We start from the raw sequence: 22249 nt of genomic DNA on the forward strand, positions 1-22249 counted from the left end.
GAGGAAGCGATAGCCGGTGTCCGCGGTCAGGCGCGGAGCTGGTAGCGGAGGGACGCGAGCTCGGCCCGCAGTGCGGCGGGGACGCGGGTGCCGAACTGCTCGAAGTACTCCTCGGTGAGGTCGCACTCGGCGAGCCAGCTGTCGCGGTCGACCTCGAACAGCTCGGCGACGTCGGCCTCCGGGAGGTCGAGGCCGTCGAGATCGAGCTGCTCGAGCCGCGGGAGCCGGCCGATGGGCGTCGAGACGGCATCGGCCGAACCCTCCACCCGACGGGCGATCCACTCGATCACGCGCGAGTTCTCGCCGAAGCCCGGCCACAGGAAGCGCCCGTCGTCACCCTTGCGGAACCAGTTGACCTGGAACACCGCGGGGGCGTTCTCGCCGAGCTGCTCGCCGACCTCCAGCCAGTGGCCCCAGTAGTCGGCCATGTTGTACCCGCAGAACGGGAGCATCGCGAACGGGTCACGCCGCAGCTCGCCCACGGTGCCCTCGGCGGCGGCGGTCTTCTCGGACGAGACCGTCGCACCGATGAAGACGCCGTGCTTCCAGTCGCGCGCCTGCGCCACCAGGGGCACGTTGGTCGCGCGACGGCCACCGAACAGGATCGCGTCGATCGGCACGCCGTCGAACGCGTCCCAGTCGTCTGCGATGGACGGGCACTGCGCGGCGGACACGGTGAACCGGGAGTTCGGGTGCGCGGCCGGGCGTCCACTCGCCGGCGTCCAGTCGTTGCCCTCCCAGTCGATGAGGTGCGCGGGAGGCTCCTCGGTCAGGCCCTCCCACCACACGTCGCCGTCGTCGCGCAGCGCCACGTTGGTGAAGATCGTGTTGCCCCAGAGCGTCTCGACCGCCGTCTTGTTGGTCAGCTCGCCGGTTCCAGGGGCGACGCCGAAGAAGCCGGCCTCCGGGTTGATGGCGCGCAGGCGGCCGTCTGGCCCCTGACGCAGCCAGGCGATGTCGTCGCCGATGGTCTCGACGGTCCAGCCCGGGATGGTCGGGCGCAGCATCGCGAGGTTCGTCTTGCCGCACGCCGACGGGAACGCCGCCGCGAAGTGGAAGGCGCGGCCCTCCGGCGAGGTGACCTTGATGAGCAGCATGTGCTCGGCGAGCCAGCCCTCGTCGCGCGCCATGGCCGAGGCGATCCGCAGCGCGAAGGCCTTCTTGGCGAGGATGGCGTTGCCGCCGTAGCCCGAGCCGTACGACCAGACCTCCCGCGTCTCGGGGAACTGGACGATGTACTTGGTCTCGTTGCACGGCCAGGCCACGTCGTCGTGCCGCACGCCGGCGTCGTCGATCAGCGGAGCGCCCACGCTGTGCACGGTCGGCACCCACGGCTGCCCGGCGTCGATCAGGTCGAGCACGGCGCTCGTCACGCGCGTCATCTTCGCCATGCTCACGGCGACGTAGGCGGAGTCGGTCAGCTCGACGCCCACCTGCGAGATCGGGCCGCCGACCGGACCCATCGAGAACGGGACGACGTACATCGTGCGGCCGCGCATGCTGCCGGCGAAGACGTCGCGCAGCTCGGCGCGCATGGCCTCCGGCTCACGCCAGTTGTTCGTCGGGCCGGCATCCTGCTCGTCGAGGGAGCAGATGAAGGTGCGATCCTCCACGCGGGCGACATCACCGGGGTCGGTGCGGGCGAGGAAGCTGTTCGGACGCCATTCCGGGTTCAACCGGATGAGCTTGCCCTCGGCGACGAGCAGCTTGGTGAGGCGGTCCTCCTCGCCGGGGGTTCCGTCGCACCAGACGATCGACTCGGGCTGGGTCAGGTCGGCGATGCCGGCGACCCAGGCCCGGAGGCCGTCGAGGCCGGTCAGACCGGCGATGCCTTCCGGGTAGGCGGTCTGCTCGCGGTGGGCGCGGTCGTCGTCGGACCGGTCGTCGTCGGACGGGGTGTGCGCGGTCCGGGGAAGCTCGGCGATGCTCATTCCGGAGGTCCTCTCGTTCGGAAAGATCGGGGTCTGAATCCAGCATCGAGCAGGATTCACCGCTTCGAACCGAAAACCACAGCTAAAGAATCAGGATTCTTTCGCTATCGTGAAGGCATGGACTCCCTCGCCTCCGAGCCGGTGACCGCCGACGTCGCCACCCTCGGCCACCGCATCCGGTATTTCCGCACGCAGCGCGGTCTGACGCTCGACGAGCTCGGCACCGCCGCAGGGGTGGCCGCCAGCCAGCTCTCGTTGATCGAGAACGGCAAGCGCGAGCCGCGCATCTCCCTCCTCGGCACCCTGGCGTCCGCGCTGGGGGTGCAGCTGGCCGACCTGCTCTCCGCCGAGCCGCCGGACGAGCGTGCCGCCCTGGAGATCGAGCTCTCGCGCGCCCAGCGCGGCACGCTCTACGGCTCCCTCGGCCTCCCGACGGTCAAACCGACGAAGGGCACGCCGACCGAGACGCTGGAGGCCCTCGTCGGCCTCCACCGCGAGCTCGCCCGCCGGGCCACCGAGGCGATCGCGACGCCCGAGGAGGCACGCAGGGCGAACACGGAGCTGCGGGAGCGGATGCGCGGACAGGACAACTACATCCCGGACATCGAGCGGCTCGCCGAGGAGCGCGTGCGCGCCTCCGGACACGTCCGCGGGGCCCTCACCCACCGCGAGGTGAGCGTGATGGCGGAGCAGCTGGGCTTCGAGCTCATCTACGTGGACGATCTGCCACGGTCGACGCGCTCGATCACCGACCTCGAGAACGGGCGGATCTACCTGCCTCCTGCCTCGATCCCCGGCGGCCACGGCCTCCGGTCGATGGCGCTGCAGGCGATGGCGCACCGGCTGCTGGGGCACGAGCGGCCGGCCAGCTACGCGGACTTCCTCCGGCAGCGGCTGGAGATCAACTACTTCGCGGCCTGCTGCCTGATGCCCGAGGAGGCGGCCGTCGCCTTCCTGCAGCAGGCGAAGAAGGAGAAGGACCTCGCCGTGGAGGATTTCCGCGACGCCTTCGGGGTGACGCACGAGGCCGCGGCGCTGCGCCTGACCAACCTGGCGACGCGGCATCTGGACATGCCCCTGCACTTCCTGCGCGTCGGCGACGACGGCACGCTCTACAAGGGCTACGAGAACGACAGCCTGCCGTTGCCGACCGATGTGACCGGCTCGATCGAGGGACAGGTGGTGTGCCGCAAGTGGGGCGCCCGCAACGCCTTCGCGCGCACCAACCGCACGACGGAGTTCTACCAGTACACCGACACTCCCGCCGGCACGTTCTGGTGCTCGACGCAGACGGGCAGCACCGCGGACGGCGGGTTCTCGATCAGCGTCGGCGTGCCGTTCGACCAGGCCAAGTGGTTCCGCGGCCGGGAGACGACGGAGCGGGCGGAGTCGCGCTGCCCGGACGAGTCGTGCTGCAAGCGCGCCCCTGCCGCGCTGACCGGGCACTGGGCGGGCAAGGCGTGGCCCAGCGCGCGCCTGCACGCGCACATCCTCTCGCCCCTGCCGTCGGGATCGTTCCCCGGCGTCGACGACTCCGACGTATACACGTTCCTGGAGGCCCACTCCGGCGTCTGAGATTCGTCACGAATCTCGACATTCGTGGCACGAATGTGCACATTCGTCACGAATGTCGCCTTCCCCGGCGCCGCGGGAGCCGGGGCGATTCGTCACGAATGTCGAGAATCGTGGCACGAATGTCGACATTCGTGACGAATGTCGGGGGGCGGGGGGCGGCGGGCTGGGGTTACTTGGGCTGCATGCGGATGGCGCCGTCGAGGCGGATCGTCTCGCCGTTGAGCATCGGGTTCTCGACGATCGCACGCACGAGCTGCGCGTACTCGGCCGGCCGGCCGAGCCGCGACGGGTGCGGCACCTGCGCGGCGAGCGAGTCCTGCGCCGCCTGCGGCAGCCCCGCCATCATCGGCGTCTCGAAGATGCCGGGCGCGATGGTGACCACCCGGATCAGGCTGCGCGCGAACTCCCGGGCCAGCGGAAGCGTCATCGCCGCGACGCCGCCCTTCGACGCCGAGTACGCCGGCTGGCCGATCTGGCCGTCGAACGCGGCGACGGAGGCGGTGTTCACGATGACGCCGCGCTCTCGGCCTCCCGGCACGTCCTCCCCCACCGGCTCGGTCTCGACCATGGCCGCAGCGGCCAGTCTCACCACGTTGAAGGTTCCGATCAGGTTGACCTTGATCACCCGTTCGAAGCTCTCCAGCGGGAGGACGCCGTCTCGGCCCAGCACTTTCTGAGCCGTCGCGATGCCCGCGCAGTTGACCACGATCCGCAGCGGAGCGAGCGCGCTCGCGGTCTGGACGGCCTCCTGCACCTGCTCGACGTCGGTGACGTCGGCCGCGACGAACCGTGCGTGCGGACCGAGGGCGACCGCGGCCTTCTCGCCCTCCGAGCTGGGGAGGTCGACGATCACGACGCGCGCGCCCGCCTCCGTCAGTGCCCGGGCTGTGGCGTTGCCGAGGCCGCTCGCGCCGCCGGTCACGAGGGCCGAACATCCGTCGATCTGCATGAGTGTCCTTTCGTCCGAAGGTTCCGTGTGGGGGTCAGAGGAGCTCGATGAGGGTGGCGTTGGCGGTGCCCCCACCCTCGCACATGGTCTGCAGGCCGTAGCGGCCGCCGACCGCCTCGAGTTCGTTCAGGAGGGTCGCGAGCAGTCGCGTCCCCGATGAGCCGAGCGCGTGGCCCAGCGCGATGGCGCCGCCGCGCGGGTTCAGCCGGGCCGGGTCCGCGCCGAACTCGCGCTGCCAGAGGAGCGGCACGGGAGCGAAGGCCTCGTTCACCTCGTAGGCCTGGATGTCGTCGAGCTTCACACCGCTGCGGTCGAGCAGCTTACGTGTCGCCGGGAGGATCCCCGTGAGCATGAAGAGCGGGTCGCTGCCGGCGACCGCGAACGAGTGGAACCGTGCGCGCGGCTTCAGTCCGAGCCGCTTCGCCGCCTCCGCACTCATGATCAGGGCCGCGGAGGCGCCGTCGGTGAGCGGCGAGGAGTTGCCCGGGGTGATCCGCCAGTCCAGCTGCGGGAAGCGCGCAGCCAGCGCGTCCGTACGGAACGACGGCGCCAGCGCCGCCAGCTTCTCCACGGTCGTGCCCGGCCGGATGGTCTCGTCCGCATCCACGCTTCCGCTGTCCGGCGTCGGCACCGGCACGAGCTCGCCCCCGAAGGCTCCGGAGGCGGCGGCCTCCGCCGCACGCCGGTGCGATTCCGCCGCGAAGGCATCCAGCTCGTCGCGCGGGATCCCCCAACGCTCGGCGATCAGCTCAGCGGCCACACCCTGGTTCACGAGGCCGTCGGGGTAGCGCGAGTGCAGCAGCTCGCCGCCGAGGGAGGCTCCCGCCTCGTTCGAGCCCAGGGGCTCACGGCTCATCGACTCCACACCGCAGGCGATGACGATGTCGTAGGCTCCGGCGATCACGCCCTGTGCGGCGAAGGCCGCCGCCTGCTGGCTGGATCCGCACTGGCGGTCGATCGTGACGGCGGGGACGCTCTCCGGGAAGCCCGCGCTGAGCACCGCGGTCCGCGTGATGTTGCCCGCCTGCTCGCCGGTCTGCGTGACGCAGCCGCCGATCACGTCGTCGACGAGTGCCGGGTCGAGCCCGTTGCGGTGGACCAGCTCGGCGAGCACGCCGGCGAGCAGGTCGGCCGGGTGGATGTCCGACAGCTCCCCTCCCGGTTTGCCGCGGCCGGACGCGGTGCGGACGACGTCGACGATGACGGCTTCGGTCGGCATGATGGTGCTCCTCGGTTCGGGCGGTGGCGCCGGCTCAGACCGCGAACGGGTCGGGTGTCAGGGTGTACTTCGTGCTCAGGTACTCGTGGATGCCCTCGAGTCCGCCCTCGCGTCCCAGACCCGACTGCTTCACTCCGCCGAAGGGGGCGGCGGCGTTCGAGATGACGCCGACGTTCAGGCCCATCATCCCGGTCTGCAGTCGCTCGATCATCCGCTGGCCGCGCGCGAGGTCTTTCGTGAACACGTACGAGACCAGGCCGAACTCGGTGTCGTTGGCGATGCGCACGGCTTCGTCCTCGTCGCGGAAGCGCACGATCGACAGCACGGGCCCGAAGATCTCCTGGCGGAGGATCTCGCTGCCCGCCCGAACGTCGGTGACGACGGTCGGCTCGTAGAAGGTACCCGGCCCGGCGACGCGAGAGCCTCCGGTCAGCACCGACGCTCCCCTGGCGACCGCGTCCTCCACCAGTTCGGCGGCCTTGTCGACAGCGTCCTCGTTGATCAGCGGTCCGATCGTGACGCCCTCGTCTGTTCCGCGACCGATCTTCATCGCGGAGACCTTGGCGGTCACCCGGCGGGCGAACTCGTCAGCGACGTCCTCGTGCACGATGAACCGGTTGGCCGCGGTGCAGGCCTCGCCGATGTTGCGGAACTTCGCCAGCATCGCGCCATCGACCGCACGGTCGAGGTCCGCGTCGTCGAACACGACGAAGGGCGCGTTGCCACCCAGCTCCATGGAGGTGCGGAGCACGTTCTCCGACGCCTGCTGCAGCAGCTTCCTGCCCACTTCGGTCGAGCCGGTGAACGAGAGCTTCCGCAGCCGCGGGTCGGCGATGATCGGGGCGGACACCTTTCCGGAGGTGGAGGTCGTGATCACGTTGAGCACGCCGGCCGGCAGCCCGGCGTCTTCGAGCAGCCGGGCGAAGTACAGGGTCGTCAGCGGGGTCAGCTCGGCCGGCTTGACGACGACCGTGCAGCCCGCGGCCAGGGCCGGCGCGATCTTGCGCGTCGCCATCGCCAGCGGGAAGTTCCACGGCGTGATGAGGAAGCACGGGCCGACGGGGTGCTGCGACACGATCATCCGTCCGGTGCCCTCGGGATTCGTCCCGTAGCGGCCGGCGATGCGCACGGCCTCCTCGGAGAACCAGCGCAGGAACTCGCCGCCGTAAGTCACTTCGCCGTTGGCCTCCGCCAGCGGCTTGCCCATCTCCAGTGTCATCAGCAGCGCGAACTCGTCACGGCGCTCCTGCAGCAGGTCGAACGCCCGGCGCAGAATCTCGCCCCGCGTGCGCGGCGGGGTCGCCGCCCAGGCGTCGGCCGCTCCGACCGCGGCGTCCAGCGCGCGGGCACCGTCCTCCACCGAGGCGTTCGCGATCTCGCGGATCGGGTCTCCGGTCGCCGGGTCGTAGACCTTCAGCGTCCCGTTGGCTCCCGCCACCCACTCGCCGCCGATGAAGAGGCGGTCGGGCACGCGCTCGAGCAAGGCCCTCTCGTCCATGATGACTCCTAACTGGCTCGGTTCTGCTCTGGCTCGTACTGCTCCGGATGGATGGTGGCTCAGTCTTCGACGGCCGCCTGCACCAGCGGCACGCTGCGGCTCTCGATCTTGGTCTCGAGCGCGATGACCGTGGAGGTGCGGCTGATCGCCGGGTCGCCGAGGATGCCGCTGATCACGCGCTGCAGGTCGGCGTTGGAGCGGGCGACGACCCGGATCAGGAGGTCACCCGACCCGGTCACCGTGTGCACCTCCAGCACCTCGGGGATGCCGCGCAGGTGCTCCACGACCGAGAGGTCGCTCTGAGTGATCTCCGCGGTCACGAAAGCCGTCACCGGAAACCCGAGCCGATGGTTGTCGATCGTCGGCGCGAAGTCCTTCACCACGCCGGTGCGCTGCAAGCGGTCGAGCCGAGCCTGCACGGTGCCACGCGCCACCCCCAGGCGCCGGGAGGCCTCGAACACCCCGAGCCTCGGCTCCTCCGTGAGCAGCGCGATGAGGTCGGCGTCCAGCCTGTCGATCATGCACACTCCTTCGCTCCTCGCACATCGTACGACCGCGCCGGCACCGCTCCTACAGCCTGACCGAAGCTCCCAGGAACGGGAGGGCAGCCTGCTTGAACGCGCGAGCACTCAACGTCGTGATGTGGTTGCGGCGCGGGACCACGACCAGCTCGGCGGCGAGCCGGCGGGCGACCTCGTCGGCGCCGTCGGCGACGGGGTCCGCCTCACCGACCACGACGAGCGTCGGCCCGGACGGCGCCGGCGTCGACGGCGGCAGCGGGAGCGGGTGCTGTGCCATCCCCTCCGCGCACGCGGCGAGCGCCTCGCGGTCGACGCCGGGCGCCTCGCGCAGCGACGAGAGCAGCGGCGCGAGCGGATTGTCGGCAGGAAGAGTGTCGGCGCCGTCCAGGATCGCGCGCCGCACGGCCTCCACACCCCACCGCCCGAACTGCTCGACCGTGCCGACCCCGCCGACGACGAGCCGCCGAACGCGTTCCGGCGCCCGTGCGGCGAGGGCGAGCGCCACCCAGCTGCCCATCGAGTATCCGATGACGTCGACGCGGCCGAGGCGCTGCTCGTCCAGGACGGCGAGGAGATCGGCCGCGAGGAGGTCCGGCGAGTACCCCGCGGGATCGTGCGGCGCATCGCTCGCACCGTGGCCGCGCAGGTCGGGGACGACCGCCCCGCGCCCGGCCTCGGCGAGCGCCGCCACCCAGCCCGTCGCCTCCCAGGTCAGCTCGCCGGTCGTGGCGAAGCCGTGCACCAGCAGCACGGGGTCGGCCCCGGGATGTCGTTCGACGTGCAGGCGCATGGCTCCATCCTGCCCGATGTCTGCGTGGCGAGGCTCGGTCGAGGCCGCCTCAGAGCCTGCCGGCCAGGCGGGCGCGCAACCGGTCGGCGAGGGCGTCAGCGGTGTCGGCGATCTCAGCGAAGTAGTCGTCGTCGACGGTTCCCGTCGCACGGAGGCGCTGCTCGCAGACGACGAGCGGGTCGCGGGCGGGCCACGCCGACGGTTCGGGCAGCACGGCGTCGATGAGGATGGGCCCGGACCCGGAACGCGCGTGTGCCAAGGCCTCCTGGGTGGCGTCGTGCACGGCGAGCGCATCGGAACCGTCGACCAGCAGCACGGGCATCGAAGCGCTGCCGGAGCGTCCGGAGCTCGAGAGGAATACCACGGGAAGCGCAGCCGCGCGCGCGGTGCCGACGGCGCTGCGCAGCTCGGCGGGGGCCCCGCCCCCTGTGCCGACGGGAACGAGGGCGCACGCGCCGGTGCGGTCCAGCTTGGCGCCGAGCGCCCAGCCGACGGCGTGAGTCACCGATCCGTCGAGTGCGGCGCCGAGCGGGCCGCTTCGCGCGCTGAGCACGGCGGCCGGGTCCGCGCCGAGCGCGATCGCGACACCCGGCTCATGGGCCGCAGGGAATGCGCGGTCGCGTGCCGGGTCGAGAGCAGAGGCGGCACCGACCTGCACGGCCTCGCGGCCGCGGGAGTCGACGTGTGCGGGGAGGACGCCGCGCCCGCGCAGGACGACCGCTTCACGGTCGAGTCTGCGAACGGTGGCCATCGTCCGGTAGAGCCGGCGGAGCAGCGCGGCGACGTCGGCGTGCGCTCCGATGACCGGCTCGAGGATCGTGGAGGTCATGGATTCCACTCTCTCCAACCCGCGTGCCCGGCGGCAACGAGCGCGGCGACCGGCGCGCATCCTGTGCAGCGACCGGTGGTGCCGACGACGATCGGGACTACACAGTGCGCAGCCTCCGGCCGGTCAGGACGACGGGAGCCGACGGCCGAGCTTCGACGGCCACCAGATCGCGCGCCCGATGTCGTACGACAGCGCCGGAACGAGCAGCGAACGGACCAGCACGGTGTCGAGCAGCACGCCGAACGCGACGATGAAGGCGATCTGCACCAGGAACAGGATCGGGATGACGGCGAGGGCGGCGAAGGTCGCCGCCAGCACGACGCCCGCCGAGGTGATGACGCTGCCCGTCATCCCGAGGCCGCGCAGGATGCCCGGCCGGGTCCCGATCCGCAGCGACTCCTCGCGCACGCGCGTCATCAGGAAGATGTTGTAGTCCACGCCCAGCGCCACCAGGAACACGAATCCGAAGAGGGGCACGCTCGCGTCCGCCCCCGGGAAGTGGAACAGGTGGTCGAAGACGAGGGCCGACACGCCGAGAGCGGCGGCGTACGACAGCACGACGCTGGCGATCAGGAGCACGGGAGCGAGGATCGAGCGCAGCAGCAGCATCAGGACCACCAGGATGACGAGCAGCACGATCGGGATGATCTTCATCAGGTCGCTCTGGGCGGTGTCGTTGGTGTCCAGTGCGATGGCCGTCACCCCGCCGACGAGCACGCCGGAGCTCGTTGCCGGGAGGTCGCTGCGCAGCTCGCGGACCACCTGCTCGGCCGCGGCCGAGTCGGGCTGCGCCTTCAGGGTCGCCTGGATGAGCACCCGGCCGTCCTTCACCACCGCGGGAGCCGCGGCGCCGCCCGCCGACGCGGGTCGGCCTCCTCCCGAGTAGATCGTCGCGGTCGCGATGCCGTCGTTCTTCTCGGCCGCCGCGCGCACGGCCTCCCCGTCGGCCTCCTTCGCCACGATGAGCACCGGCGCACCCGACCCGGCGTCGAAGTGCTTCGCGAGGATCTTCTGACCGTCGACGGCATCCGACTGCGACAGCACCAGGTCGGTCTGCTCGACGCCGTTCGCCTTGAGCTGGGTGAGCCCGAGTGCGCACGCGGCGAGCAGCACGAACGACACGATCCAGGTGATCCGAGGCCGGTGGGCGATGAGCGCCCCGACGCGCCGCCACACGCCACGGATGCCGTCGAGTCCGGCGACCCGCTCCTCGTCACTGTGCTTGTGCTCGTGCGGGTGATCGCCGGCGTAGACCGGGCGGAACGGCCAGAACGCCGCGCGCCCGCAGACCGCGAGGAGCGTCGGCAGCAGCGTGAGCGCCGACAGCAGCGAGAACACGATGCCGATGGCGGCGATCGGGCCGAGGCTCTTGTTGGAGTTGAGATCGGAGAACAGCAGGCACAGCAGCGCCAGGATGACCGTCGCCCCGGAGGCGAGGATCGGCTCGAAGGCGGCCTTCCACGCCGTCAGGATCGCCGTCCACCGCGACTCCTCGTGCTCCAGGGCCTCCCGGTAGCGGGCGACGAGCAGCAGGGAGTAGTCGGTGGCCGCCCCGATCACGAGGATCGAGAGGATGCCCTGGCTCTGCCCGCTGAGTTTGATCCAGCCCCACAGCGCGAAGAGGTAGACCACCAGGATGGCGGCGCACAGCGCGAAGACCGAAGTCAGCAGCACCAGGAACGGCAGCAGCAGCGCCCGGTAGACGAGCAGCAGGATGACGAACACCGCGCCCACCGCGACGAGAAGGAGGATCCCGTCGATTCCGCCGAACGCGTTGACGAGGTCGGCCGTGAGGCCCGCCGGCCCGGTGACCCAGCCCCGTGTTCCGGCGGGCAGCTCGCTCTTCACGACGCTGCGCAGGTCGGCGACGACAGTCTTGACGTGGTTGGTGTCGGCGACCGGCACGATGAACTGCACGGCGCGGCCGTCCGTCGACGGGATGGGACCGGCCACGCTGGTGGTCGCGCCGGACTCCGGAGGCTGGACGCCCTCCACGGCACCGAGTGCGGTCGCCAGCTCGGAATAGGCGGCCAGTCCGCTCCTCGGGATCGCGGTGTCGGACTGCACGACGACGATGGCGGGCACCGCCTCCGAGTCGGTGAAACGCTTCTGCCACGCCTGCACCTCCGTCGACTCCGCGCTCGCGGGCAGGAAGGCGGCCTGGTCGTTGCTGGACACCCCGGAGAGCTTGCCGAACGTCGGCCCGCCGAGGCCGGCCAGCACCAGCCAGATCAGGATGAGTGCCGTCGGCACCACGATCCGCAGCCACAGCGACGGTTTGCCCGACATCACGCCTCCAATTAGCTAGCCAAGTTAGCAATCAGCATACTGTCTAGCTGCACGGCGCTCTACTCCGTGGCGATGAGCTCCGCACCGGCGTGGGCCAGTTCGGCAAGGGCGGCGTCCGACGATCCCGGCGCCACGCCCGCGACGAGCGAGGTGAGCACCCGCACGCGCTGCCCATGCTCCAGAGCGTCGAGTGCGGACGCCCGCACGCAGTAGTCGGTCGCGATCCCTGCCACATCGACCGTGTCGATCCCGTGCTCGTCCAGGAGGTTGTGGACGGAGGAACCGGCATCCGTCCGCCCCTCGAAGATCGAGTATGCCGGCACGCCCTGGCCCTTGCGGATGTGGTAGCCGACGCGGGAGGTGTCGAGCGCCGGGTGGTACTCGGCACCGGTCGTGCCCGCGACGCAGTGCACAGGCCAGGTGGTGACGAAGTCGGGTTCGGCATCGGTGGCGAAGTGGCCGCCGTTGTCGTTGTCGGCGTCGTGCCAGTCGCGGCTCGCGAGCACGATCGTGTACTCGTCGCCGTGTGCACGCAGGTACTCGGTGATCCCCGCTGCGACCGCCGCTCCGCCGTCGACCCCGAGAGCTCCGCCCTCGGTGAAGTCGTTCTGCACGTCGATGATGAACAGGGCCTTGCCCATGGCCGCTTCCTCCGCTCAGCCGTTCATGAGGTTGTCGCCGCACTTGTAGAAGCCGGTGACGAGCGTGTCGATCGCCTGTTTGGCATTGTCGCTCACCGGCCCGAGTGCGAACACAGCGAAGGTGAGCGGGGTGCCGTCTGCTCCCGTGACGATCCCCGACAGCGTGTAGCCGTTGTTGATCCATCCGGTCTTGGCGTGGACGGCACCGCGAGCGACCGAGTTCGCGCCGGTGAAGCGGTTGTAGCCGGGGCCGAGCGTGCCGGACTGGCCCGAGACCGGGAGGCCGTCGTAGACGACGCCCAGGCCGTTCTGGCGGTTGAGCACCTTGATGAACAGCTGCGTCAGGTACGCGGGGGGCACCGCATTGTCGGCGCTGAGTCCCGAGCCGTCGGCGATGTGGATGCCGGTCGTGTCGATCCCGTAGGCCTTCAGCCCGGCCAGCACGCCCGCGTTCTCGGCGTCGAAGGTGTTGCCGGCGCCCGCCTTGATCGCAACCAGGCGCGCGAGCTCCTCCATGATCGTATTGTCGGAGTACGTCATCGCCTGGTCGATCAGCGTGGTCACCGGCTGCGACTGCACGGCGGCGAGCTGGCGTGCGCCGGCGGGGGCGCTTCCCGAGGTCACCGCGACGTTCGTGCCGAGGTACTGCTGGAAGTACTGCACGGCCCGGCCGACGGGGTCGGTGCTGCGCGGCGACTCCACCGCTCCCGGATCGTTGCGATCGCCGTCCACCATCAGCGCGGACATGTACGGCGTTGAGCCCTCGACCACGCGCTCCTCGTGCTCATCCCAGCTGGGCTGCCACAGCGGACCGCCGAACAGCGATGTGTCGACCACGATGGAGGTCACCGGCTGGCCGCCGAGCGCCTGCTTGGTCTGCGTCGCGAGATCCTGGATGGACGGCGCGCCCGTGTAGAACGCGCCCTGGCCGCCCGGGAGCCGCGACAGCGTGACGTCGCCGCCGCCGACGATCACGACCTGACCGGGGACGCTGCCGGCGACGACCGTCGTCTGCACGCGATAGTCGGGGCCGAGCGTGGCGAGCGCGGCGGCCGAGGTGAGGGTCTTGAGCACGGAGGCCGTCGGGCCGGGTTTTCCGCCGTTGCGGTCGAACAGCACTTCGCCGGTCTTGGCGTTGACCACCTGGGCTTCGAGGTTGCCGAGGCGGCCGTCCTGCGCGAGCGAGGCGACCGAACAGGTGCGGATGCGACTGGCGGCCGGCTGGGTGGCCGGGACCGGCCGGGCCGGGTCGACAGTCGGCGTGGGGGTCGGGGTGGGCGTGCTCGTGGCCGAGCGCGTCGGCGAGGGAGCCCCCGCCGCACCCGCGGGCGCCGCGCCCAAGGTCGCGCCGAGCGCGACGGTGCCGGTGCCGAGGATCACGAAGGCGACGGCGGCTCCCGCGGCGATCCAGGCCTTGGGGTGGGTCCGGATCGCGGAGAGGATTCCCGCGGCCGCACCTGAGACGGCGCCGGCTGCTCCGCCGTGGGCCGATGCCGGGTTCGCAGCCGCCCTGCGGCCGGAACGGGTCGGCGCTGCACCGGGCTCGCTCGTCGCAGAGGAGTCACCGGTCGGGGGAACGAGGGGGAAAGTGTTCGTCGATTCAGACTCGGGCCCGTCGGGCAGGCCGGAGTCGCGCTGGTCCGATTCGCGCATCCGGGTATATTACCCACGTTCCCTGAGAGCGCCACTCCGGACGTCCCGGATCACGGAACGGCGACCACCCCGTAGTTCGCGAACTTCACGGTCACCGGCGACGGGCTGGCCGTCCCCGACAGGTACGCCTTCAGTCCCACGTTCCCCGCGGCTTGCAGCGCCGCCGTGGAGTCGGTCGTGCTCACCTGCCAGTTGGCGATCCGGTAGTAGTTGCCGCCGCCCGCCGTGGTGAAGTCGCCGCCGAGATGGACCCGCGACCCGTCGGGGAGGCGGCGACGGCCAGCGCCTGGCCGTTCAGCGGGACGTCGAGGCTGGAGTTCAGGACGCCGGTGGTGATGTCGTAGGCGAGGAAGGTGCTTCGCGGCGTCGTGTTGGACGCCGCGGGCGACCCGGACGGCCGCGCCGCCGTGAACGTGCCCGCCACGTACACGGTGTTGCCGACGACCGCCTGCGCCCAGGCCACGCCGTCCATCTGCGTGGTGGGCAGAACACTGCCGTCGAGGTCGGAGGCGTCGCCGGATTCGTGGGATCGACGGGCATGGTGTCGGCGGACGCGGCTCCACCGAGGCTCAACCCTCCCCCGACCCCCGGCCATACTGAACAATCCTCAAATCGAGGACGAGTCTACGCCGGATGGGAGGCGGATGCACGGAAACGTCTCGCCGAAGACGGCAGCGGCCTCGATCAGCGTGGTCGTGAGCACCCTCCTGAATCGGGTAAGCTATCTGACTGTGCCCGGGCGCGAGTCCGGCCACGCCGCCCTAGCTCAGTCGGCAGAGCATCTCACTCGTAATGAGAAGGTCAAGGGTTCGATTCCCTTGGGCGGCTCCACCTGATCCTTCCCTCGCGTCGACTTCGACAGCCCAGCTCGTGGCTTCGCACGATCGGTCCCCGGTCAGCTCTGCTGCGCGCCGAGTTCCTGCAGCTGGGCGAACGAGCTCCGGAGACGGTCGGCGAGGGGCTCGACTCCGCCGTGGTCGGCCCAGCACGACCAGGCGTGCCGCATCCCCGCGAACGCGACGTAGGTGACGAGACGCGCGCGCTGATGCAGGGCCTCCTCGTCGGCCGCGAGTTCCGGATCGTCATGGGCGAGGCGGCGCTGCACGACGGCGCTCAGCGCGTCCTCGAACTTGTGCATGCTGGCCATCCTCTGCGCGAACAGCTCCGGATTGTCCTTCAGCAGGGAGCGGCGGAGCACGTGCAGCTCTTGCGCGCTGGCCGTGCGTTCGTCGGGGAGGCCTCCTCCCAGGTCGCCGTCGAGGTCTCCCGTCTCGATCGCTGCGATGAGCAAGCGTCCCATCCCGTCGAGGATGGGCTCGGCCGGGCCGGCCTGGATGAAGCGCTCGATGCTCTCCTCGTCCGGCAGTTCCGGCAGCTCGCCGATGATGGCGGACTCCTTCGACGGGAAGTAGTTGAAGAACGTGCGCGGCGACACGTTCGCGGCGTGACTGATCTCATCGACCGTCACCCTGTCGAAACCGCGCTCGCTCGCCAGCTCCAGCGCCGCCAACTGGATGGCACGCCTGGTCGCGATGCGCTTGCGCTCGCGGAGGCCCAGCTCGCCGTCCGCCATCCCGGTCACCACAGTCACGACTCGTATTATTTCACCGTCTGCAAAATTGCACCACTCACCACACGGAATGAGACGTCACGTCGCACGGGCGATCGGTCAGCAGGTCTTGCCCTTCGGCGGGATCGTCCCGTCGACCAGGAACGAGTCGACCGTGTCGTTCACGCACGAGTTCGACTTGTTGTATGCGGTGTGCCCCTCGCCCTTGTAGGTGAGGAGGTGCCCGTTCTCGAGCTCGGACGCCATGTTCTTGGCCCACACGTAGGGCGTCGCCGGATCGTTGGTAGTGCCGACGACGAGGATGGGCGCCGACCCTGCTGCGGCGATCGGCCCCCGCTCGACCGTCGTCTTGTACGGCCAGTTGGCGCAGCCGATGTCACCGTAGGCCATGTATGGCCCGATCACCGGAGCTGCCGCGGCCAGCTGCTGAGCCTGGGCGCGCATGGTCGCCGGGCTGTCGTCGTAGCTGTAGTCGAGGCAGTTGATCGCCATGAACGCCTCGGTGGAGTTGTCGCTGTACGTGCCGTCGCTGTTGCGGCTGTTGTAGCCGTCGGCGAGCGTGAACGCGATCCGCGCGCTGCCCTTCATCACATCGGCGAACATGCTGCTCAGGTACGACCATGCCGTCGCGTCGTACAGCGGGTAGATGATCGCGGTGACCAGGGTGTTGGCGCCGAGCTCCCGGCCGTCGGAGTTGCGGATGGGGCTGGCCTCGACAGCGGCGAGCAGCTGCGAGATGGTCGCCATCCCGTCGTCGACCGTCCCGCTGAACGGGCAGTCCTTCTCGGTCAGGCACTTCTTGAGGTAGGCGCGCAGTGCGCTCTCGAATCCCCCCGCCTGCACCTTGGTGACGTCGAAGTTGGAGGCCGCGGGATCGAGGGCGCCGTCGAGCACCAGCCGGCCGGTCTTGCCCGGGTAGAGACCCGCGTACACGGCGCCCAGGTACGTGCCGTAGGAGTAGCCGAGGTAGTTGAGCTTCGTGTCACCGAGCACGGCGCGCAGGAGGTCGAGGTCGCGCGCAGCGCTCACGGTGTCGACGTGATCGAGCAGGGCTCCGGTGTTCTTCGCGCAGGCCGAGCCGAAGTCCTTCGACTGCGTGACGCTGTTCGCGATCCAGGCGTCGGAGCCGCGCTGACCGGGCGTGATGCCGTAGAGGTAGTCGTCCATCTGCGCGGCGTCGTAGCACTTCACGGCCGTCGAGCGCCCGACGCCCCGCGGGTCGAACCCGACGACGTCGAAGTGGCTCTGAAGCGTCTTGTCGGTGGCGTAGTTGACCGAGTCTTTGACGAAGTCGTAGCCGGAGCCTCCCGGGCCGCCGGGGTTCACCAGCAGCGAGCCCTGCTTCGTACCCGTGGCCTGCTGACGGATGAGGGCCAGCTTGACCTCGCCGGCCGACGGGGTGTTCCAGTCGAGCGGGGCCGAGGCCGTCGCACACTGCTTGCCCTGCGCGCAGTCGGTCCAGACGAGCTTCTGCGTGTAGAACGGCGTGAGTGCCGCGGCGACCTTCTCGGGCGCCGGGGTGGAGGTGCTGGACGTCTTCGCCGGCAGGAACCACGTGACGCAGCCGGTCAGCGTGAGGGCGGTGACGGCCACGATCGCGGCGAAGGCGGTGCGAGCGGCCCGCCGGCGAGCCGGACGGCTCAGTCGGGTGGTCACAGGTCGGTCCCCTTTCGCGCGGCGGTGCCGCGAAGGATGGTGATGAGCATGGCCTCCAGGGCCAGGGCGGGTGCGACGTTGCCGTCGATCCGCTCACGGGCGGTCGCGATCGCATCCATCGCGGCGAGCGTAGCGGCGGGAGTCGTGTGCGCGCTGAGAGCCGACAGGCGTTCCTGCAGCTCGGCGTTCACCAGTTCGCTGCCGCTGCCGAGCTGGAGCATCATCACGTCGCGGTACAGGGACAGCAGGTCGGTGAGGATCCGGTCGATCCCGTCACGGAGGCTCCGGGTCGCGCGGCGCTTCTGGTCTTCTTCGAGCTGCCGCAGCTGGCCGCGCAGAGCGGGCGGGATCGCTCCGCCCGGTTCGATGCCGAGCGAACGCAGAGCGTGCTCGCGCTCCTCCGCGTCGCGCTCCTCCGTGATCGCCTTCGCGTCGGCGCCGGCGACCTCCAAGAGCGTCGCGGCCGCCAGCACCGCGTCCGAGACCGAACGGATGCCAAGCGCGAGCTCGAGCGTCTGGTCGCGCCGACGCCGGGCCTCCTCGTTCGTCGCCAGCCGGTGCGCCATCCCGATGTGGCTCTGGGCGTGGCGGGCCGCGCGTTCGGCGGTCGCGCGGTCGACACCGTCGCGGCGCTCGATGAGCTGCGCGACGTCGGAGACGTCGGGAACCTTGAGCCGCACGGTGCGGACGCGGGAGCGGATGGTGGGAAGCAGGTCGGCGTCGCTGGGCGCGCAGAGGATCCACACCGTGCGCTCCGGCGGCTCCTCGAGGGCCTTCAGGAGGACGTTGGAGGTGCGCTCCGTCATGCGGTCGGCGTCCTCGATGACCATGACCCGGTACCGGCCGACGGACGGCGCGAACTGCGAGCTGGAGACAAGCGACCGCACTTCGTCGATCGAGATGATGACACGCTCGGTGCTGAGCACGGCGAGGTCGGGGTGGGTGCGTGCCTCCACCTGGCGCTGCGTGGCGCGGTCGCCGTCGGGCGTTCCCGGGCTGAGCAGCGCGGTCGCGAACGCGTACGCGAGGTTGGACCTGCCCGAACCGGGAGGCCCGGTGATGAGCCAGGAGTGGGTCATACCGCGCGCGGCGACGGCTGCCGGGCCGGACGCGGTGGCCGACTCGGCCGCGGAGCGCACGACGGCGATGGCGTCGTCCTGACCCGTCAGCTCGTCCCACACCGCCATGTGCTCCAGGCTAGCGGGGACGGCGGACACGGCGCGGGCCGCGGCAGGCGGCTCGGCAGCGGGCGGGGGTGTTGCGGGTGCGGGCGGGGCCGGGGGTGTCGCGGGTGAGGCCGGGGCCACGGGAGTCAGACCCTGGCCTCGAGGCGGTGGCGGATGTCCGCTGCGATGTCGTCGACGGGTTGCGACGCGTCGACGACCAGGAACCGCTCGGGCTCCGCTTCGGCGAGCGCCAGGTAGGCGGCGCGCACGCGGGCGTGGAAGTCGGAGCGTTCCGCCTCCAGCCGGTCGTAGCGGGTGCGGGACGAGTCGAGGCGGGCGCGCGCCGACGACTCGTCGAGGTCGAGGAGGATGGTCAGGTCGGGAAGAAGCCCCTCTGCGGCCCACAACGACAGCTCGCGCACCTGGTCGGCGTCGAGGACCCTGCCCGCGCCCTGATAGGCGACGGACGAGTCGATGTAGCGGTCCTGCAGGACGACGTCGCCGCGCTCGAGTGCGGGACGCACGACGGTCGCGACGTGGTGAGCGCGGTCGGCCGCGTAGAGGAGCGCTTCAGCGCGCGGTGCGATGTCGCCGCGGTGATGCAGCACGATCTCCCGGATTTCCACACCGGCGTCGGTGCCACCGGGCTCCCGAGTGCGCACGACCGTGCGCCCACGCCCGCGCAACCACTGCTCGAGGAGGGCGGCCTGCGTCGACTTGCCGACGCCGTCCCCGCCCTCGAGCGTGATGAACAGGCCGGGACGCGCGTCACCGGCCGGGCGGCGGTCGTCTTCGCGCTGGCGCGCCTCGACGTCGCCGCCCGTCACCCGCCGTTCTTCTCCACGCTCTTCTCCACGCTGGCGCGCCCCGACGCCGTCGGCCGTCACTCGGCGGTCTTCTTCGCGGCGGCGCGCGTCGAGGTCGTCTTCGGCTTGGCCGCAGTCTTCGTCGTCTTGGCCGCGGTCGTCTTGGCCGTCGCCGTCTTGGCCGCGGTCGTCTTCGCAGCCGTCGATTTGGCAGCCGTCGATTTGGCGGCCGTCGATTTGGCGGCCGTCGATCGTGTGGATGTGCGCTTGGCCGCCGGCTTCTTCGCGGGGCCCTTCGCCCGCTTGTCGGCCAGCAGCTGCACCGCCCGGTCGAAGTCGACCTCGTCCACCGTCTCGCCTCGCGGGATGGTCGCGTTGGTCTCGCCGTCGGTGACGTAGGCGCCGAACCGGCCGTCCTTGATCTTGATCGGCTTGCCGCTGACCGGATCGGCATCGAACTCCTTGAGCGCGCTGGAGGCGCGGCGGTTGCCGTACTTGGGCTGCGCGAAGAGCTCGAGCGCTCCGGCGAGGTCGATCCCGAAGATGTCGTCCTCGCTCGGCAGCGACCGCGTGTCCGTACCCTTCTTCAGGTAGGGGCCGTAGCGACCGTTCGCGGCCTGGATGTCGGCTCCGCTCTCCGGGTCCGTTCCGACCGTGCGCGGGAGGTCCAGCAGCCGCAGCGCGGTCTCGAGATCGATCGTCGAGAGGTCCATCGACTTGAAGAGGGACGCGGTGCGCGGCTTGGCCGCAGCCTTCTTCGCCGTCTTCTTGACCTCGACGACCTCGCCGGTCTTCGCGTCGACCGCCGGCTCCTCCTCGGGGTCGGCCTCGGTGACGTACGGGCCGAACCGGCCGTCCTTCGCCAGCACGAGCTTGCCGGTCGCCGGGTCGGACCCCAGCACGCGGTCGGTCTGCACCGGCGCTTCGATGAGTTCCTTCGCCTTTGCGGGCGTCAGTTCGTCCGGCGCGAGCTCCGGCGGCAGATTGACGCGGCGGGGCGGGGCGTCCTCCGCCGCTCCCTCCTCCTGGACCTCCAGGTAAGGACCGTACTTTCCGATGCGCAGTGTCACGCCCTCGTCGATCGCGATCGAGTTGATGCTGCGTGCGTCGATCTCGCCGAGGTTGTCGATCACCCGGCGGAGTCCCTTGTGCTTGTCGCTGCCGAAGTAGAAGCTGTTCAGCCAGTCGACGCGCTCGGCTTCGCCGTCGGCGATGCGGTCGAGGTCGTCCTCCATCTCGGCGGTGAAGTCGTACTCCACCAGGTCGGCGAAGTAGTCCTCCAGCAGACGGACCACCGAGAACGCGACCCAGCTCGGGACCAGCGCCTGGCCGCGCTGCGTGACGTACCCGCGGTCGATGATCGTGGAGATGATGCTCGCGAAGGTCGAGGGACGCCCGATGCCGAGCTCCTCCAGGGTCTTCACGAGACTGGCCTCCGTGTAGCGCGGCGGCGGAGTGGTCTCGTGGCCGTCCGCGGCGACATCCTCGACGCTGAGCGGCTGGCCCTGCGTCAGCGGGGGCAGCTTGGCGTCTCCGCTCGCGTCGGCGTTCCGCTCCTCGTCGCGGCCCTCTTCGTAGGCGTTGAGGAAGCCGCGGAAAGTGATGACGGTTCCGCTCGCGGTGAACTCGGCGACGGTGCCGTCGAGCGGCCCCTCCGCGATCTTCGCCTCGACCGTCACGGAGGCTGTCTGGCCCTTGGCGTCGGCCATCTGCGAGGCGACGGTGCGCTTCCAGATCAGGTCGTACAGCCGCAGCTCCGGTCCGCGCAGCGACTTCTCCAGCTCCGCGGGCGTGCGGAAGACCTCACCTGCGGGCCGGATCGCCTCGTGGGCCTCCTGCGCGTTCTTGCTCTTGGACGCGTAGACGCGTGGCTTCTCCGGCACGGTGTCGGCACCGTAGAGCTTGGCGGCCTGGGTGCGCGCCGCGTTGGTCGCCTGCTGCGACAGCGACGCGGAGTCGGTGCGCATATAGGTGATGTACCCGTTCTCGTAGAGGGTCTGGGCGACGCTCATCGTCTGGCGGGCGGAGAAACGCAGCTTGCGCGCCGCCTCCTGCTGCATCGTGGAGGTGGTGAACGGCGCCGCGGGGCGACGGGAGTAGGGCTTCGAGTCGACCTTGGCGACCGTGACCACCGTGCTCTGCAGCCGGACGGCGTCGGCGAGCGCCTGAGCGGACTCCTCGTCGAGGGTGGTCGCACCGGAGGTCAGCTTTCCGTGGTCGTCGAAGTCGCGCCCGGTGGCCACCCGCTCGCCGTTCAGGCGGGCGAGGCGGGCCTCGAACGCGGTGGCCTCCTCCGGGGCGAGCTGAGCGGTGAGTCCCCAGTACGAGGCGGCGACGAACGCGAGGCGCTCGCGCTCGCGGTCTACCACGAGGCGCGTCGCCGCGGACTGGACGCGGCCTGCTGAGAGCCCGGGGCCGACCTTGCGCCACAGCACGGGCGAGACCTCGTAGCCGTAGAGACGGTCGAGGATGCGGCGGGTCTCCTGCGCGTCGACCAGGGCGATGTCGATCTCACGCGTGTTGTCGCGTGCCTTCTCGATCGCCTCCTTGGTGATCTCGTGGAACACCATGCGCTTGACCGGGACCTTGGGCTTGAGGACCTCGACCAGGTGCCAGGCGATGGCCTCGCCTTCGCGGTCTTCATCCGTCGCGAGCAGGAGCTCGTCGGCGTCCTTGAGCGCGCGCTTCAGGTCGGCGACCGTCTTCTTCTTCTGGTCGGACACCACGTAGTAGGGCGCGAACTGGTTCTCGACGTCGACGGAGAACTTGCCGAGCGACCCTTTCTTCAGCTCCGGAGGCAGGTTCTTGGGCTCGATCAGGTCGCGGATGTGTCCGACGGATGCCATCACCTGGTAGCCGTCGCCGAGGTACTGGGCGATGGACTTCACCTTGTTCGGAGACTCGACGATGACGAGCTTCTTCGTGCCAGGCACTTGACTCCTCTTATATAGCTGCTGTGTTCACACGGACCTCGCCGGCCCGAAATCGCTCCCCCGAGCGCCGCACAGAGAGCGGCGAGCGTGAGCCGAGCGGCCCAACAGGCAAACCATACACACCTAGGCCGGTTGTGTGCCTAATCGCTGCCCCGCTTGCCCCCGGTCGTTCGCCGTGGGCGCACCTTCCGCGGCCGTCGGCCCTGTTGCGGTGCGGTGCCCG

The 22249-nt window shown here is 70.4% G+C and carries 18 protein-coding genes and 1 tRNA gene; 2 read left to right on the forward strand and 17 right to left on the reverse strand.

Annotation, left to right across the window (positions count from 1 at the left end; all coding sequences use genetic code 11):
* Positions 1-26: 26 nt before the first annotated feature.
* On the reverse strand, positions 27-1931 hold the full coding sequence (locus tag JNB50_RS01940; protein ID WP_208038436.1) for a phosphoenolpyruvate carboxykinase (GTP): 1905 nt from the start codon (positions 1929-1931) through the stop codon (positions 27-29).
* A gap of 117 nt (positions 1932-2048) precedes the next feature.
* Between JNB50_RS01940 and JNB50_RS01945 the strand changes: the two genes are divergently transcribed.
* Positions 2049-3506, forward strand: a complete 1458-nt coding sequence (locus JNB50_RS01945) for a helix-turn-helix transcriptional regulator (protein ID WP_208038437.1) — start codon at positions 2049-2051, stop codon at positions 3504-3506.
* Positions 3507-3675: 169 nt separating this feature from the next.
* On the opposite strand, the gene JNB50_RS01950 is transcribed toward JNB50_RS01945, so the two are convergent.
* The 11 genes from JNB50_RS01950 to JNB50_RS01995 form a co-directional block, all read right to left on the reverse strand.
* On the reverse strand, positions 3676-4455 hold the full coding sequence (locus tag JNB50_RS01950; RefSeq protein ID WP_208038438.1) for a 3-hydroxyacyl-CoA dehydrogenase: 780 nt from the start codon (positions 4453-4455) through the stop codon (positions 3676-3678).
* Between the two features lie 34 nt (positions 4456-4489).
* Positions 4490-5674: a thiolase family protein gene (locus JNB50_RS01955; protein WP_208038439.1), complete on the reverse strand. Its 1185-nt coding sequence runs from the start codon at positions 5672-5674 to the stop codon at positions 4490-4492.
* 34 nt (positions 5675-5708) lie between these two features.
* The gene (locus tag JNB50_RS01960; protein WP_208038440.1) at positions 5709-7172 is read right to left on the reverse strand and encodes an NAD-dependent succinate-semialdehyde dehydrogenase; all 1464 of its coding nucleotides are present in this window, start codon (positions 7170-7172) and stop codon (positions 5709-5711) included.
* Positions 7173-7231: 59 nt separating this feature from the next.
* Positions 7232-7693 (reverse strand): Lrp/AsnC family transcriptional regulator, encoded by a 462-nt coding sequence (locus JNB50_RS01965; RefSeq protein WP_208038441.1) that lies wholly within the window; start codon positions 7691-7693, stop codon positions 7232-7234.
* Positions 7694-7742: 49 nt separating this feature from the next.
* A complete protein-coding gene (locus JNB50_RS01970) occupies positions 7743-8483 on the reverse strand; it encodes an alpha/beta fold hydrolase (RefSeq protein WP_208038442.1) in 741 nt (246 codons plus the stop codon).
* A gap of 49 nt (positions 8484-8532) precedes the next feature.
* On the reverse strand, positions 8533-9312 hold the full coding sequence (locus JNB50_RS01975) for a thiamine pyrophosphate-dependent enzyme (protein ID WP_208038443.1): 780 nt from the start codon (positions 9310-9312) through the stop codon (positions 8533-8535).
* 123 nt (positions 9313-9435) lie between these two features.
* Entirely contained in the window at positions 9436-11601 is a 2166-nt protein-coding gene (locus tag JNB50_RS01980) for an efflux RND transporter permease subunit (RefSeq protein WP_208038444.1), read from the reverse strand.
* 59 nt (positions 11602-11660) lie between these two features.
* Positions 11661-12242: an isochorismatase family protein gene (locus tag JNB50_RS01985; protein ID WP_208038445.1), complete on the reverse strand. Its 582-nt coding sequence runs from the start codon at positions 12240-12242 to the stop codon at positions 11661-11663.
* A 15-nt stretch (positions 12243-12257) separates the two neighbouring features.
* Positions 12258-13895 carry a D-alanyl-D-alanine carboxypeptidase/D-alanyl-D-alanine-endopeptidase gene (locus JNB50_RS01990; protein ID WP_208038446.1) on the reverse strand — a complete coding sequence of 546 codons (1638 nt, stop codon included), beginning with the start codon at positions 13893-13895 and terminating at the stop codon, positions 12258-12260.
* Between the two features lie 50 nt (positions 13896-13945).
* Entirely contained in the window at positions 13946-14080 is a 135-nt protein-coding gene (locus tag JNB50_RS25405; RefSeq protein WP_279553399.1) for a hypothetical protein, read from the reverse strand.
* A complete protein-coding gene (locus JNB50_RS01995) occupies positions 14077-14490 on the reverse strand; it encodes a hypothetical protein (RefSeq protein WP_243767908.1) in 414 nt (137 codons plus the stop codon). The genes JNB50_RS25405 and JNB50_RS01995 overlap by 4 nt, the downstream gene beginning before the upstream one ends.
* Positions 14491-14650: 160 nt before the next feature.
* Between JNB50_RS01995 and JNB50_RS02000 the strand changes: the two genes are divergently transcribed.
* Positions 14651-14726 (forward strand) — tRNA-Thr (locus JNB50_RS02000).
* A 64-nt stretch (positions 14727-14790) separates the two neighbouring features.
* Here JNB50_RS02000 and JNB50_RS02005 read toward each other — a convergent pair.
* From JNB50_RS02005 to topA, 5 genes are all read right to left on the reverse strand, one after another.
* Positions 14791-15486 (reverse strand): TetR family transcriptional regulator, encoded by a 696-nt coding sequence (locus tag JNB50_RS02005; protein ID WP_307794571.1) that lies wholly within the window; start codon positions 15484-15486, stop codon positions 14791-14793.
* Positions 15487-15564: 78 nt separating this feature from the next.
* Positions 15565-17121 (reverse strand): alpha/beta hydrolase, encoded by a 1557-nt coding sequence (locus tag JNB50_RS02010; protein WP_208038447.1) that lies wholly within the window; start codon positions 17119-17121, stop codon positions 15565-15567.
* Complete coding sequence (locus JNB50_RS02015) at positions 17118-18308, reverse strand: DNA polymerase III subunit delta' (RefSeq protein ID WP_208038448.1); 1191 nt, start codon at positions 18306-18308, stop codon at positions 17118-17120. The genes JNB50_RS02010 and JNB50_RS02015 overlap by 4 nt, the downstream gene beginning before the upstream one ends.
* Positions 18309-18433: 125 nt before the next feature.
* The gene (gene tmk / locus JNB50_RS02020; protein WP_243767929.1) at positions 18434-19042 is read right to left on the reverse strand and encodes a dTMP kinase; all 609 of its coding nucleotides are present in this window, start codon (positions 19040-19042) and stop codon (positions 18434-18436) included.
* A gap of 128 nt (positions 19043-19170) precedes the next feature.
* Positions 19171-22026 carry a type I DNA topoisomerase gene (gene topA, locus JNB50_RS02025; protein WP_208038450.1) on the reverse strand — a complete coding sequence of 952 codons (2856 nt, stop codon included), beginning with the start codon at positions 22024-22026 and terminating at the stop codon, positions 19171-19173.
* Between the last annotated feature and the right edge of the window lie 223 nt (positions 22027-22249).

The organism is Leifsonia sp. TF02-11 (assembly GCF_017565305.1).
Lineage (GTDB): Bacteria > Actinomycetota > Actinomycetes > Actinomycetales > Microbacteriaceae > Leifsonia.